Genomic DNA, 14,469 nt, shown 5'->3' with positions numbered 1-14,469 from the left:
CTCCGATGCGTCTCGCGTTCATCGTCTTCGCGGTGCTCGCCGCCGCCGGTTGCCGGACGGCAGCCGACGGTCCGCCGGCGATCGAGATCGATCGCAGCGCCTGCAGCCACTGCGGGATGTTGATCAGCGAGCGGATCTACGCCGCGGCGTACCAGGCCGCCGATTCGGACGCGCGAGTGTTCGACGACATCGGCTGCCTCGTCGCCGCGGCGCGCAAAGAGGAGAGGCGCACGATGCGCTTCTGGTTTCACGATGCGGCGGACGGCGGGTGGATCGACGGCAGCGTCGCGGCATTCGCCGTCTCGCCCGCCATCCGGACGCCGATGGGCGGCGGCATTCTCGCCTACCGCGACCTGGCGTCGGCCACCGCCGCCGCGCGGCAGCACCGCGGAGAAGCCGTGGCGACGCTGGGCGGGCTGTTGCAGCGAAGGGGAGAACGCCGATGAGATCCGCACGCGCGATCCGTTTCTCGGTCGCCGCCGCCGCCGCGGCGCTGATCGGACTGTCGACGCAGCTGCCGCTGTGGACGCTGAAGATGGAGGCCCCGCAGTATCGCCACGGCCTGTTCCTGCACGTCTTCGGCACCGGGATGACCGGCGACGTCCGCGAGCTGAGCATCCTCAACCACTACATCGGCATGCCGCCGATCGAAGCGCCGGCGCTCGAGACGTCGCTGTTCCCGATCGGCATCGCCTTTCTGCTGGCGCTGACCCTGCTGTCGCCGCTGCACCGGTGGGTCCGGCGGGCGGCGGTGGCGGCGACGGTGGCGGTGCCGCTGTCGATCCTGGCGGATCTGCAGTGGCGCCTCTATTCGTTCGGCCACAGCCTCGATCCGAAAGCGCCGATCCGCCTCAAGCCGTTCACGCCGCTCGTGCTCGGCGAGACGCACATGGGGAACTTCGAGTCGCACGGGATGGTGTCGTGGGGCTTCTGGAGCCTGGTGGCTGCCGCCGTGCTGCTCGTCCTCGCCGAGCGCATCAGCAACGGCTTCCTGCGCCGGGGCACCCGCCCGAGCAGGGACGCCGGCCTGGGCGTCGCCGCGGGGCTGGCCGTGCTCCTGCTCGGACCGGCGCAGCTGTCGGCACAATCCGCCGGCGCGCTCCAAGCGCGCATCGACGCCGCGCCGCGCGGCGCCACGGTCGTCGTGCCCGCCGGCCACTACGCGGGCCCGATTGCCATTCGCGGGCCGCTCACGCTCACCGCCGAGGGGGCCGTCACCATCGACGGCGGCGGCAGGGGGAGCGTGGTGACGATCACGGGCGACCAGGTGACCTTCCGCGGATTCGCGGTGCGCAACAGCGGGCGCGACGTCACCGAGGAGGCGGCCGGAATCAAGGCCACCGGCAACGGCCACCGCATCGAGCAGAACGACGTGCGCGACGTGTATTTCGGCATCCACCTCGGCAACGGATCGTACGTGACCGTGCGCGGCAACCGGATCGTTCCCGGCGAGCGGCACGGCGCGCGCCCCGGCCATGGCATCAGCGCCTGGCATCTCCGCGACAGCGAGATCGCCGCCAACCAGATTGCCGACGCCCGCGACGGCATCTATCTCTCGTTCACCGATCGGGTGACGGTCACGGGCAACCGGGTGACGCGCTGCCGCTACGGCCTGCACTCGATGTATTCGCACGAGGCGCGCTTCGAGGGGAACGAGGCTGCCGCCAATCTGCTCGGCGCCGCGTTGATGATGTCGGACCGCCTGGTGCTCAAAGGGAATCGCATCCGCGAGCACCGGGCCGGCCCTGCCGCCTACGGCGTGCTGTTGAAGGACATCGGCGGGCTGATCGCGGAAGACAATCACATCGTCGCCAATCGCGTCGGCATCTACGCCGAATCGGTTCCGGCGGACGGGACCGGCGAAGCGGTGTTCGCCGGCAATCTCATCGCCGGCAACGAGACCGGCCTGGCGCTGCAGAGCACCGCGGCGCTGACCCTGACACGCAACCGCATCGCGGAGAACCTCGCCGACGTTCGTCCGCTGGGACGGCAGCTGTCGGCGGGCATGCGGTGGACGCGGGACGGCCGCGGCAATTCCTGGAGCGCCTATCGCGGCTACGACGCGGACGGCGACGGCATCGGCGATCAGCCGCACCGCGTCGAAGACGCGCTCGACGCTCTCATCCGGCGCAGTCCGATGACGCAGGCGTTCCTCTATACGCCGGCGCATCTCGCGCTCGAGGCGGCGGCGCGCCTGTTTCCGCTCTTCCGCCAGCCGCCGGTGCTGGTCGACGAGCGCCCGCTCATGACCGTGAACGGAGTGCTGCGATGATTGCGATCGAGGGAGTCCGCAAGAACTACGGCCGCCGTGAGGCGCTCGCCGACGTCTCGCTGGACCTGTATCCGGGGGAAGTGACGCTCCTGCTCGGCGCGAACGGCGCCGGCAAGTCCACGCTGCTGCGCTGCCTCCTCGGCATCACCAGCTTCGAAGGGTCGATCCGCATCGGCGGGCTCGATCCGCTGGCCGACGGCCGCGCGGTGCGCGCGCTGGTCGGTTACATGCCGCAGAGCGGCGGGCTGCACCCGGATCTCACCGTCAAGGAAACGATCGAGTTCTACGCCGGCATCCGCCGCGCCTCGGTGGAGCGCGGCGTCGAGCTGGTCAGCGAGGCCGGTCTCGACCGATACCTGCAGACCAGGGTCGGCGAGCTGTCGGGCGGTGCGAGGCAGCGTCTCGGCTTCGCGCTCGCGCTGCTCACGGATCCGCAGATTCTCGTGCTCGACGAGCCGACCGCGAGCCTCGACGCCGCCAGCCGGCGATGGCTGGCGCAGCGCCTGCGGGCCGCGGCCGACGAAGGGCGCACGGTGCTGGTTTCGACGCACGCCGGGCAGGAGCTGATCGAGGCCGGCGACTGCCAGGTGCAGTTGGAGGATGGCCGCGTCAGCGCGGTGACGCGGCGCGGGACCCGGGAATGGCCGCAGCGCGCGCCGGCGCTCCCGTCCGCGCCGGGCGGCAGCATCCGGCCGATCGTACGCAAGGAACTGCGCGACGCGATCACCAACCGCTGGGTGATCGCCTATGCGGCGCTGCTCGCGGCGCTCGGGTTCGCCGCCACTGCCACCGGGCTCGACAGCGCCTCGGGGCTCGCGGTGCAGGCGTTCGGACGGACGACCGCGACGTTGATGAACCTGTGCCTGCTGCTCGCGCCGCTCGTCGCCGTGTTGATGGGTGCGGCGTCGATCGCCGGCGAGCAGGAGCGCGGCACGCTCGAGCACCTGCTCGCGCAGCCGCTCACGCGGACGGAGCTGCTGCTCGGGAAGCACGCCGGGCTGGTGGTCGCGGTGTCGGCCGCCACCGTCGCGGGCTTCCTGCCGGCAGGCGTGCTGATCGCGGTTGCCGCCGAGCCCTCGATGCTGGCGCACTACCTGATTTTTCCCGTCATCGCCGCGCTCGCCGCCGCCGCCATGGCGGGCATCGGCCTGCTCGTCTCGGTCACGAGCCGATCGGGCGTGCAGGCGCAGGGGACGGCCGTGTTCGTCTGGTTCGCGTTCGTGCTGCTCTACGACCTGGTGCTGATGGGCACGCTCGCGTTCAGCGGCCTGCCGGTGCAGGCGGTCTCGGCGCTGCTCGTTGCCAATCCCGTCGATGCGGCGCGGGTGCTCGGCGTGCTCGCGCTCGAGCCGGATCTCTATCTGCTCGGCCCGGCCGGCGCGTTTCTCGTGGCGCGCCTGTCGCAGGCCGGCGCCGCCGCCCTGCTGCTCGGGGCGCTGGCCGGCTGGAGCCTCGTGCCGGTGGCCGCGGCAGTCGTCACGTTTTCACGTCCGCTGAGGAGGGTCCGTAGTCATGAAGAGAGGAAGACGGTTGGTCATGCTGCTGTCGGTGGGCGCGCTCGCCGCCGCGATTGCGTGCGCGTCGGAGGACGGCTCGTCTGACGCACCGCCGAATGGGAAAACGCCGCCCGCCGCCGCGGCGCCGGCCAAAGCGACGCCCGCGGCGCTCGAGCGCGGACGCACTTTGTACAAGACGACGTGCGCGGCCTGTCACGGCGAGAGCGGCAAGGGCGACGGACCCGGCGCCGGGGTGCTCAAACCGCCGCCGCGCGATCACACCGATCGCGCTTACATGAGCACGCTGAGCGACAAGGAGATCGGCGACGTGATCAGGATGGGCGGCGCGATCAGGGGCAAGCCGCTGATGCCGAGCAATCCGCAGATCAACGGCGACGACCTGGCGGCGCTCGTCGCCTACGTCCGATCGCTGAGCGAGCCCGGCCGGTGAGCGATCCGCGGTCACTCGCCCGCCGCGGCGGCGAGCGCGGCGCGATCGAGGACGACGAACCCGTCCTTGTCGGTGTGGACGATCGCGTCCTTGTTCCACCGGCTCATGATCCGGATCGCCGTCTCGATGGTGGTGCCGGTCATGTCGGCCAGCTCCTGCCGCGAGAGGGCGAGCGGGATGAACGTGCCGCCGCGCTCCTGGCGCCCCATGTCGGTGGCCAGCTTCAGGAACAGCCGCGCGAAGCGGGGCTCGATGCGGGACCCCGACAGATCGGCCACACGGTTGGTCAGTTCCACCAGCCGCATCGTCAGGCCGAGCATCAGCCCGCGGACGAGCGAGGGATGCGCTTCCAGCAGCCGGAAGAAGACGGCGCGCGGGATCACGACGCAGACGGTGTCCTCCAGGGCGATCGCGCTCGCCGGAAACGGCCGCCCGTCATAGGCCGCCACGGCGCCGAGCGGATCCCCCTTCCCGAACACCTCGAGGATGACCTCCTTGCCGCTGGGCAGCAGCTTGAAGATCTTCACGCGGCCCGAGGCAATGGTGTAGAACGCGTCCGACGGCGTGTCCTGCTCGAAGAGGACCTGTCCCTTCTCGTACCGCTTGACGGCGGCCGCCTGCGCGACCGTCCGCAGATCCTCGGGCGACAGCCGCTGAAACACCGGCGTCGTCCGCAGGATCCCCTCGACTTCCGCCACGTCCTGGCGCATCCGACGATTGTATGACGACCGTCATAGCGCAGCCGCCGCCGCCGGTGCAGGCTAGCCAGGACGCCAGTTCTTTTTTCCGAGGAGATCTCATCATGCGACTCTGCGCCGCTCTCATATTGGTCCTCGCCTCCGCTTCCGGCCCGGCCGCCCGCGCCGCCGCCGATCCGCCGCGCACGCTCGATCTGGTGGCCACCGACGACATGAAATACAGCGTGCCGACGCTGACCGCGCGGCCCGGTGAACAGATCCGGATCCGCCTGACGGTCAAGAGTGCGCTTCCCAAGCTCGCGATGGCGCACAACGTCGTGGTGCTGAAGATCGGCACCGACGTGGCCAAGCTGGTCGCGGAAGGGGCGCCGCACCGCGCCACCGATTTCATCCCGCCGGCGATGACGAGCAGCGTGATTGCGCGCACGGCGCTTGCCGGGGCGGGGGAAGTGGTGCAGGTGGTATTCACCGCGCCGGCCAAGCCCGGCCGCTACCCGTTCATCTGCTCGTTCCCCGGCCACTATCAGTCCGGGATGAAAGGAACGCTGGTCGTGAAGTGACCCGCCGGCGGGGCCGCGCCGGCCCCGCCGAGGGTCCTGACCGGCGCCTGCCGAAAATACCGTCTCGACCCGATAGCGTTCGCCCGGGGGCGCGGCTACGCTGACCGGTGGGCGACGTCGCACGCGCAGACGCCGAGTCCCGTTGACCCGCGGGACACCCGCCGCGGGCGACGTTGCCCAGGAGGTCCTGTCGCCATGCGGCTCGCGTTCTTATTGCTTCCGCTCCTCGGGATTGGCGCGGCGGGCGCGCCGCCGCCGCCGGCTTCGCCGGAGCTTGCCAGGAAACTGATGTCGGTGATGGCCGAGCGCGGCCTGCAGACGATGGCCGCTCGCGATCCGGCCGCCTCCGACCGGTTCGTGGCGGCGATGGCGTTTCCCGGCGTCCAGCTGCTGGTCGTCGCCGGCCGGCACACCTCGCCGATGCTGGTCGAGTCGCAGCTTGCGCACAAGCAGTTCGCCGAGGTCTACGCCGAGCTCCAGTCGGCAGCGGTTGCCGACGGCAAGCTGTTCTTCCAGGACATGGGCGGAGACGGCCTGGAGGGGAACACCGAGGCCGTGGACGTCATGTACGAGCAGGGCTCGAAGCAGACGCTGTTCGACGGCGACTGGAAACGGATGAAGCTGTCGAAGGAAGCCTACGAGAAGCGGCTGTCCGAGGCGGATCAGCGCTACACCGAGCTTCTGAAGATCCTCGTCTCCTCAGTCTCGAAGACCGACTGAGGCTCGCCGCACGCGCGGGCGTGGCCGCGAACCGTTCCCTTCCGTCGCGCGCGTGGCGGGGGAAACCATCGTCAGCAGGTGCGCCGGCGCGCCCGCCGGCGTGCCCTCGAGGCGCGCGTCCCACGCCGACAGCAGCGCGGCCATGGCCGTCCTGGACTCCTGCAGGCGTGCGAGTTGCGTGTCCATCTCCTCGAGCAGCCGCTGCCCGGCGGCACGCACCGATCGACACGGCGGATTGCCCCTGTCCCGCGCCCGCAGGAAACCCGCCAGCTCCTTCGAGGTGAAGCCGAAACGGATGGCATGGCGCACGAACAGCACTCGGGCGACGCTCTCCTCCGAGTAGCGGCGGAACCCGCCGGCCGTCCGGGGGGCGGGGGACAGCAGCCCGACGCGCTCGTAGTAGCGGATGAGATCCGGGCTGACGCCGGCGCGCCGCGCCGCTTCGCCGATGCCGAAACCTGGTCCGGGCACGGGCCATCGTACACCCTGGAACCGTTCCAGACTCAACCGGCGACGACCCTGACGCCCTTGCGCCGCGTCAGCGGTGCCTGATCGTCCAGAGAAACAGCGCCGTCCCGTGCTCCGCGGTGGCGCCTGTCCTGACGTCAGTATCTCTTATGCTGGCTGCGCAGGATCGATTGCCGCGACTCGTCTCTGTTCTGACCGCATTGCTGCCCGGCCTCGCCATCTGGCTGTCGTTCGGCTCACTCGCCGTGACGGCCGCCGTCGACGGACGGAGGATCGGACTGCTTCCGCCCCTGTGGTCGCTCGGCATCTCGCTGGCGGCGAGCGTCGCCGTGGTTCACGGGGCCCGCAGGCTCGGACGTTCGACGCACGTCGCGAGCTGGGCGCTGCTGATCCTGCTGCCCTGGCTGCCGGTCCCCGTTCCTGACGTCTTCCTCATCTGGACTGGTCCGATCGTCGTGCTCGTCTGGATGGCGATCGCCGGATGCGCGCTGCCGCCGTGGCTGCGCGCGGGCAAGCCGCGAGCGTTCGAGTTCCTCCTGGATGCACGCGTCGCACCGCGTATGGCGTGCGCGCTCGCGTTCGTGGCGTCGCTCCTGATCCACGCCAGACAGCAACTGCCGCCGACGGGGGACGAGCCGCATTACCTGTTGATCGCACACAGCGTCGTGGTCGATCGCGACCTCGAGGTGTCGAACAACTACGAACGGGGTGACTACCTGGCCTACTACGCCGGTCTGCTGCGGCCTCATTACGCAGCCCCGGCCAGGGATGGAGCGTTGTATTCGCTGCACGGGCAAGGCCTGCCCGTGCTGATCGCCCCCACGCTCGCGATTGGCGGCTACCGGGCGGTCGTGTGGTGGATCGCGGCGATTGGCGCCGTGGGAACGCTGTTCGTGTGGAAGGCCGCGCACGCGCTGACCGCGAACGTGGCGAGCGCCTGGTTTGCGTGGGCCGCCTCCGCGTTGACCGCCCCGGTGGTCCTTCACAGCACGCTCGTCTATCCCGATTCGGTGGCGGGCACGGTGCTGGCCGCCGGCGTGCTGGCGATGCTGACCGCGGCGTCGCTCTCGGCGGTGGGCGCGGCGGCGCTTGGCGCCGGGATCGGACTGCTGCCGTGGCTGCACATCCGGCTGGCGCCGGCGGCGGTGATTCTCCTGGCGGCGGTGGCGGCGCGGATCGTCGGCGCGCCGGGCGGCTGGCGGCGATGGTGGAGGGTCCTGCTCGCGTTGGCGCTTCCCATCGGCGTGAGCGCGGCCGCGTGGCTGCTGTTCTTCGGCCGGCTGTACGGCACGCTCGATCCGCTGGCGCCGTTCCACGCTCGCGCCCCGCTGCGATTCGATCTCGTCCTCGACGGGCTGGCGGGACTGGCGGCCGATCAGGAATTCGGGCTGATTCCAAACGCTCCCGTGCACGCGCTGTGGATCGCCGGCGCGGCGGCGCTCTGGAGAGTGAACAGGCGTCTGCTCGTCGAACTCGCCGCCTTGACCGTGCCCTATGTGGTCGCGGTCGCGGCATTTCCGGACTGGTTCGGAGCGTCGACGCCGGCGCGGTATCTGACGCCGCTGGTGTTTCCGATGTCGGTGACCGTCGCGTCGCTGTGGGCGAGGCAGGACGGGTTCGGCCGATCGCTGAGCGCGGCGCTCCTGGTCGTCAGCGTCCTGATCGCCGTCGCGTTCGGCTTCGGCGCGCAGGGCACGCTGGCCTACAACGCGGCGCTGGGCCGATCGGCGTTGCTCGACTGGCTGGCGCCGCTGGTCAACCTTCCGGGCGGATTCCCCAGCTACTTTCGCGCCATACCCGCCGAGGGTCCGGTCCGCGGCACGGTGGTGAAGGAACTGCTGGTTCCCGCCGCGATCTGGGCCGGCATCTGGATCCTCGCGTGGCGGGGCTCGCGGCGGATTGCCAGATGGTGGACGCCGGCGGGATTCGGCCGGCCGGCTCTCGCGGCGGGATCCGTGGTGCTGGTCGTGTCGGCGGCGGTCGCGGGCACATGGGCGTTCGCACAAGCGCCGCACGTCCTGGCGACGCGGAGTCAGCTCGCGCTCATCGCGCGTGAGAGTCCCCGGGCGACGCCGCGGGGTGTCCAGTTCCTGCCGCTGCGCGTGTTCGCCGCGGAAGACGTGCTGCCGCGCATGGAGGTGTCCACGTCGCTGCTGGAGACGCCGCGCCCCGGCGTGCTGTTGGCGCTCGATGAGGTGCCGCCGGGCGACTATCGGCTGCGCCTCCGGTTCGCGTCCGAGCCGCGCGGCGAAATCCGGCTGGCGATCGGCGAGTCCGGCATGCCGCTGGAATCGTGGCAGGCCGCGGCCGCCGAGAACACCTACAGCTTTCATCTCCCGATCCGCGCGTCGCGGCTCGTCGTGACCGGCGACGCGGCCGCCGCAGGCTCGATCCGCACCGTTGCGGCCGTCCCGATCCGGCACCTCGCGGACACGTGGGCCGGGGCGACACGCGCGCGCGCGGCGGCGCGCTACGGACGCGTCGCGATCTACGCGATCGACAATCGCATCGCCGTTGAACCGGACGGCTTCTGGGTGCTCGGCGGACGTCAGCCCGATGTGGTGATGACGACCGACGGTTCACGTTCGGATCTCCGGCTCGAGGTGTCGAACGTCTCCGTGCGCAACCGCGTGCGCGTCTCGCACGGATCGTGGTCGGAGACGCGGGACCTCGCACCCGACGAACGGTGGATCGTCACCGTGCCGCTGGCGAACGCGGACTCCACCACGGTCGTGAACTTCAGAGTGGAGCAGGGGGCGACGATCGCCGGGCGATCGTTGGGCTGCCGCATCCGGATCGTCGACTAGCGCGCACTGACATTCACCAGGTCAGCTTGACGAACGAGACACTCTTGCGCGGGAGATCGAACGTCTCGGTGACGCGCCCGTCGCGGCCGATCGTCACCGGCCGGGCCGGCGTCAGCGGCTGCAGCGCGCTCGCCCGCTCCAGTTGCTCGTACTGGGCGGGCGTCGGCGCCTGCGGCGATCCCATCTTCAGCCAGGCCGCGTACGAATTGCTGTGAGTGTCGTCAATCCGGCTGTGCGCCAGCGTCGCGCGCCCGGCCGGCAGCCCCTCGATCGTCAGCGCGATCGGCGCCGCCGGCGCCGGCACGTCGTCGTCGTGATAGTTCCAGATCAAGACCGTGGCCGACCGCGCCGACCGTGCCGCCAGCGCGGAGATGTCGGGCGCGCCGCGCACGCCCTTGTCGCGAATCTCCTCGACCCTGAGGCCCGCCGAGCTGATCGCTTCCACGCGATCGCCGGTCATCTGGCCGAGCATGCGGAACGTGTTGAGCACCGGCTTGGCGATGCCGTTGGTCGCGAGATCGCGGAAGCCATCGAAGTACGGCTGATCCTCGAAGAGGAAGGCCCAGGTGACGGCACCGAGCAGGTTCACCTGGTGCAGATCGGCCAGCTCGTAGGTGCGGGCGATCTGCAGCGCCGTGTAGGTCGGAAACATCGTGCCGTTGCGGTAGCCGTTCTGCGGGTAATGGGTGACGCCGCAGGCGGCGCAGCCCTCCGGATCGGACTCGCCGATCACCAGCGGCGTCTTCGCGTACATCGGAAACTCCCTGACGACCGCGAAGTGGTTGTTGATGCTGCGAAGCTGGCTGGCGACGCCCATGCGGACGCGATTGTCGACGAAGGTGGGGCTGCCCTTGGCGTGGAAGGTGATGACGTCGAGCGGCGTCCCGATCCGGCCGGTGGCGTAGTTGGTGCCCGCCGACGTGTGCTGCAGGAACGAGCGCAGCATGTTCTGCGCGCCGCCGGTGACTTCGGGCCCGCCGATCCGCGCCGACGGCAGGGCGCGGCGCACGCCCTCGACCGTGAAGTCGTAGAGCCGGTTGAACTCGTCGCGGCGCGTCTGCGCCTTCTGTGCGGCCAGCGGATCGCCGCGGCCGCCGCCGGGTCCGACCGAGCCGCTCCAGTAGCCGATGTCAGGCTCGTTCCACAGCTCGAACCACCAGCTCTCGACTTCGCGCCGGCCGTACTTCTCGACGAAGTGGCGCGTCACCCGGTAGCAGAGCTCTTCCCACTTCTTGTAGTCCTTCGGCGCGTAGGTCCATCCCGTGTAGATGTCGTTGTAGGGATCGCCGGGCTTCCAGAAATGCCGGTACGGCACGCCCGCCGGCGCCGACGACAACGCCTCGGGCATGAAGCCGAGCTGGACGAACGGCTTCATCCTGCGAGCCACGTAGGCGTCCACGATCCGGTCGAGGATCGTCCAGTCATAGACCGGGTTGCCGCGGGTGTCCTCGGTGTAGACGTTCGTCGAGCCCCACTTCAGGGCGTGTGTGCCGTCGCCCGATGTGAGCAGGTTGTGGACGCGCACGAAGACGGGCACCGGGCTCAGCGCCTGTAGCTGCGACAGCAGCTTCTGGCCGTTCCGGGTATAGGTGTAATTCGGCTCGTCGTGGCCGAACCAGGCCCAGAAGGGATGCATCGGTCCCTTCTTGACGGCGGTGTCGACGCGGATGGTGACGGGATCGTTATGCGTCGGGCGGTGCGGGTCGAGCGTCGCCGCCGCCAGAGCGAGTACCGCGAGTGCCGGGATCCATCGCATGGCCCCAGCATAATCGCAGCCGTGCGCCAGGGTGGACGATCAGGTGTCGTCAGTCGTGCATGGATCTCGTGTCACCGGACCGCCAGTTCGGGCAGTTGCCGCGCCACGTCCTCGCGCGGCTTCGTCCGGATAGCGGCCAGGCGGCCGAAGATGCCGGCGGCCCCGCCGCTCTTCGGGTTAATACGCCGCAGCGCCGCATCCATGGCGTCTGGCGGCACAGGTCCCTTGTCGGGAAAGTACCCGCGGAGGTGCATCTGGTTCCATTCGGGCATGCCCGGCTGCGCGTACCTGACGGAGACGGTCTCCAACGCGATGAAATTCAAGAGCATGTCGTCCCGGATGAGCTGCGCGAGTGCCGGCCCGTTGTTCGTCCGCATCGTCTCCCGGTATTCGTTCAGCGCCTCCGGTGTGTCCCGCACCGCGATGTACTCCACGATGAACGGGACCGTGAACTCCGTGGCTGCACCAGGCAGACGGGTCCCGGGGGCCGGCCTCGGGTAATAAGAGTTGGGGGTCGAACGAAGTACTTCCACGCGGCGCGTCTCGATCCCGGGCGCATCCTCGCAGCGCGTGCCGATCGGCCGCTCGCCCTCACGATTCTCCTCGGCCTTGAAAAATGTCTCAGGCGTTGCCGACGGTTCGAGGTGACTCAGGAGCAGGAAGTTCCAGGCGGGCACGTCGGGCGCCGCGAGGCGGACCGAGACGGTCTCGAACACGCTGTGGTCTGCGAGCAGCCCGTTACGCTTCATCTGTTGCCAGACCGGAAGCTTTTTCTGCCGCAGGCATGCTACGAAGGCATCGCGCCCCGCTGCGCTCACCGAAAGCGTGCGGGCGACATAGACCGCGGGGTCGTCCGGCTTACGAGGCTCCTGCTCAGTCTTGCCGGCACCGGAACTCTCGTCAGGCCGGCCGATTGCGGCAAGGGCGAGCGCCAGGACGAGCAGCATTTGCCGTTTCGATCTCATTCGCCCTCCAAAGCCACAGATGCCCTGCCGATCCGGCATCTGCGTCCTCTGACACGCGCAATTACGGCTTGCCGAAGAAGGGGAACAGCCGTCGAATTTCCTCCGCGGTCGGGCGGCGTCCGTATTCCGAGATCTCGAATGCTTCCGCATACTGCACGGCATCGCCCGGCTTCGCGCCGTACAGCTCGCGCAGCTTGTCCCGGAAACGCTGCGCGGTGCCGGCGAAGCGTCTCTTGAATCCCTCGCGAACCTCCGTCTTCCGGCGCGCTTTGCCTGGCTCGTCGTCGGGTACGAGGGCCGGGCCGCCGTTCGCTCCGCCCTCGTAGAACTGCGACGGCATCGCCTCCACCGCCGCCAGTTTCTTCTCCACGACGTCATCGATCGCCACGACGATGTCGGCACGGAGCGGAGCGGGCTGGGTGAAGCGATCCTCGTACGAGAGGAACACGGGGTTGCGCTCCAGGTGGGGCGTGTCGGGGCAGAAGAACGGGACGGTGACCATATACGAGGCGTCCCGGACGAGTACGCCGACCGCCCGGTGATCGGGGTGGTAATCTTCCGGCCGGTGTCCCAGCACGATGTCCGCCTTCCAGTCGCGGATGAGGCGTGTAATCGTCCGGCGGTTCTCCAGCGTCGGTTCCAGTTCGCCGTCGTGGAGATCCAGCACCTGCGTCGTGATCCCCAGAAGCTTCGCCGCCTGCTGGACTTCCTGCGTGCGGCGGCGCGCCAGAGGACCGCCGGCCTCCCGCCAGTGGCCGATGTCGCCGTTGGTCACCGAGACGAACTTGACGTGATGGCCGAGCGCGGCCCACTTCGCGGCCGTGCCCGCCAGCCGGAGCTCGTTGTCATCCGGATGCGCGCCGAACGCGATGATCCGCAGCTTCGGCTCCTGCGCCGACGATGGAATGCCGCTGCCACAGACGCCGACGATGGCAATCGCTGCGATCAAGCCTGTCGGTTTGCACATAGTTTCTCCTTGTCTCAACATATACCGTGAACCACGGGCGGAGAGGCCGTGTATGATGCGCGATCCGGAGTCGAGAGCCATGATGATGACCCGTCGTTCGGCGTTGGGCCGCGTCGCGGGCGGCGCGGCATTCCTGTCCGCCTCAATCGCCTCCCTGGCGGAACGTCTGGACGCCGCCGGGATTCAGCTCAAAGGCCGGGTGCGCCACTCGGTCTGCAAATGGTGTTACCCCAAGGTCAGCCTCGACGATCTCTGCCGCGAGGGCAAGAGGTTCGGCCTCGCGTCGGTCGAACTGCTCGAGGTGAAGGACTTCGAGACCCTGAAGAAACACGACATGGCGTGCGCGATGGTCAGCGGCGTTCCCGGGGGCATCACGGCGGGCCTGAATCGCCTGGAGAACCACGACCGGATCGCTGCCTTCTTCGAGGACACCGCGCCAAAGGTGGCGGCCGCGGGATTTCAGAACATCATCTGCTTCTCCGGCAATCGCGGCGGGATGTCGGACGAGCAGGGGCTCGAGCACTGCGCGATCGGCCTCAAGCGCATTGCGCGGATCTGCGAGAAGCACAAGGTGCTCGCCGTGATGGAGCTGCTCAACAGCAAAGTCAACCACCCCGACTACATGTGCGACCACACGCTGTGGGGCGTCGAATTGTGCAAGCGCGTCGGGTCGGAGCACTTCAAGCTGCTCTACGACATCTACCACATGCAGATCATGGAGGGGGACATCATCGCGACGATTCAGAAGTTCCATCCCTTCATCGCGCACTACCACACCGGCGGCGTTCCCGGCCGCCACGAGATCGACGAGACGCAGGAGATCAACTACCCGGCCGTCATGAAGGCCATCGTCGACACCGGCTTCACAGGGCATGTCGCGCAGGAGTTCGTGCCGGCGCGGCCTGACGTACTGGCGTCACTCAAACAAGGTGTGACGATCTGCGACGTGTGAGCTCTGCCGGCGACGTCCGGCGAGCCGGGCGCGGTGCTGGCCGGAGACGTCGGCCTCAAACCAACTAATTTGGTGAGAATTCTTCGGCGAATCCCTCGTTGCATGGAGGGCCCTTGCAGTAGAAGTCGCAAGTTGATTCGTATCAACAACAACCATCGTCACCCATCCGTTAACGAGACGGAGACGGGCGAGCGGACGGCAGGTCTATCGCGGGCTCGCGCGCGGCGATCATCTGCGCTGATCGTGCGGCACGACCACCGAGGTCGTGGCGGTTGCGGTAGCGCCGTCCGCGGTTCGGGCGTCGATGACGATGGTGAACTGGCGCCCATCCGGATCGTTGCCCCGTCGCGATGTCGG

Annotated in this window: 13 protein-coding genes; 8 read left to right on the top strand and 5 right to left on the bottom strand. The window is 69.1% G+C overall.

The window, feature by feature from the left end; genetic code table 11:
- Nucleotides 1-5 precede the first annotated feature (5 nt).
- The 4 genes from VFK57_17620 to VFK57_17605 are packed head-to-tail and all read left to right on the top strand — an operon-like array spanning nt 6 to nt 4,219.
- Nucleotides 6-446 carry a nitrous oxide reductase accessory protein NosL gene (locus VFK57_17620; protein HET7697540.1) on the top strand — a complete coding sequence of 147 codons (441 nt, stop codon included), beginning with the start codon at nt 6-8 and terminating at the stop codon, nt 444-446.
- Nucleotides 443-2,272 (top strand): nitrous oxide reductase family maturation protein NosD, encoded by a 1,830-nt coding sequence (gene nosD, locus VFK57_17615; GenBank protein ID HET7697539.1) that lies wholly within the window; start codon nt 443-445, stop codon nt 2,270-2,272. The genes VFK57_17620 and nosD overlap by 4 nt, the downstream gene beginning before the upstream one ends.
- The gene (locus VFK57_17610; protein HET7697538.1) at nt 2,269-3,873 is read left to right on the top strand and encodes an ABC transporter permease subunit; all 1,605 of its coding nucleotides are present in this window, start codon (nt 2,269-2,271) and stop codon (nt 3,871-3,873) included. The genes nosD and VFK57_17610 overlap by 4 nt, the downstream gene beginning before the upstream one ends.
- A complete protein-coding gene (locus VFK57_17605; protein ID HET7697537.1) occupies nt 3,809-4,219 on the top strand; it encodes a cytochrome c in 411 nt (136 codons plus the stop codon). Before VFK57_17610 ends, VFK57_17605 begins: the two co-directional genes overlap by 65 nt.
- Before the next feature lie 11 nt (nt 4,220-4,230).
- Here VFK57_17605 and VFK57_17600 read toward each other — a convergent pair whose 3' ends face one another.
- On the bottom strand, nt 4,231-4,929 hold the full coding sequence (locus tag VFK57_17600; GenBank protein HET7697536.1) for a Crp/Fnr family transcriptional regulator: 699 nt from the start codon (nt 4,927-4,929) through the stop codon (nt 4,231-4,233).
- Between the two features lie 92 nt (nt 4,930-5,021).
- Between VFK57_17600 and VFK57_17595 the strand changes: the two genes are divergently transcribed.
- The gene (locus tag VFK57_17595; GenBank protein ID HET7697535.1) at nt 5,022-5,477 is read left to right on the top strand and encodes a plastocyanin/azurin family copper-binding protein; all 456 of its coding nucleotides are present in this window, start codon (nt 5,022-5,024) and stop codon (nt 5,475-5,477) included.
- 195 nt (nt 5,478-5,672) lie between these two features.
- Nucleotides 5,673-6,197: a hypothetical protein gene (locus VFK57_17590; protein ID HET7697534.1), complete on the top strand. Its 525-nt coding sequence runs from the start codon at nt 5,673-5,675 to the stop codon at nt 6,195-6,197.
- Here VFK57_17590 and VFK57_17585 read toward each other — a convergent pair.
- Nucleotides 6,177-6,668, bottom strand: a complete 492-nt coding sequence (locus VFK57_17585; GenBank protein ID HET7697533.1) for a heavy metal-responsive transcriptional regulator — start codon at nt 6,666-6,668, stop codon at nt 6,177-6,179. The genes VFK57_17590 and VFK57_17585 overlap by 21 nt on opposite strands.
- A gap of 197 nt (nt 6,669-6,865) precedes the next feature.
- Between VFK57_17585 and VFK57_17580 the strand changes: the two genes are divergently transcribed.
- Nucleotides 6,866-9,472: a hypothetical protein gene (locus tag VFK57_17580; GenBank protein HET7697532.1), complete on the top strand. Its 2,607-nt coding sequence runs from the start codon at nt 6,866-6,868 to the stop codon at nt 9,470-9,472.
- Between the two features lie 13 nt (nt 9,473-9,485).
- Here the strand turns inward: VFK57_17580 and VFK57_17575 are convergent, their stop codons facing one another.
- From VFK57_17575 to VFK57_17565, 3 genes are all read right to left on the bottom strand, one after another.
- Nucleotides 9,486-11,228, bottom strand: coding sequence for a hypothetical protein (locus VFK57_17575; protein ID HET7697531.1), 1,743 nt, complete (start codon nt 11,226-11,228; stop codon nt 9,486-9,488).
- A 71-nt stretch (nt 11,229-11,299) separates the two neighbouring features.
- The gene (locus VFK57_17570) at nt 11,300-12,175 is read right to left on the bottom strand and encodes a hypothetical protein (protein ID HET7697530.1); all 876 of its coding nucleotides are present in this window, start codon (nt 12,173-12,175) and stop codon (nt 11,300-11,302) included.
- A 79-nt stretch (nt 12,176-12,254) separates the two neighbouring features.
- Nucleotides 12,255-13,160, bottom strand: coding sequence for a PIG-L family deacetylase (locus VFK57_17565; GenBank protein HET7697529.1), 906 nt, complete (start codon nt 13,158-13,160; stop codon nt 12,255-12,257).
- 85 nt (nt 13,161-13,245) lie between these two features.
- On the opposite strand from VFK57_17565, the gene VFK57_17560 reads away from it, so the two are divergent.
- Nucleotides 13,246-14,112: a TIM barrel protein gene (locus VFK57_17560; GenBank protein ID HET7697528.1), complete on the top strand. Its 867-nt coding sequence runs from the start codon at nt 13,246-13,248 to the stop codon at nt 14,110-14,112.
- The last annotated feature ends 357 nt before the right edge of the window (nt 14,113-14,469 follow it).

This window comes from Vicinamibacterales bacterium, assembly GCA_035699745.1.
Classification (GTDB): Bacteria; Acidobacteriota; Vicinamibacteria; order Vicinamibacterales; family 2-12-FULL-66-21; genus JAICSD01.
This window is presented reverse-complemented; position numbering and strand designations above follow the sequence as displayed.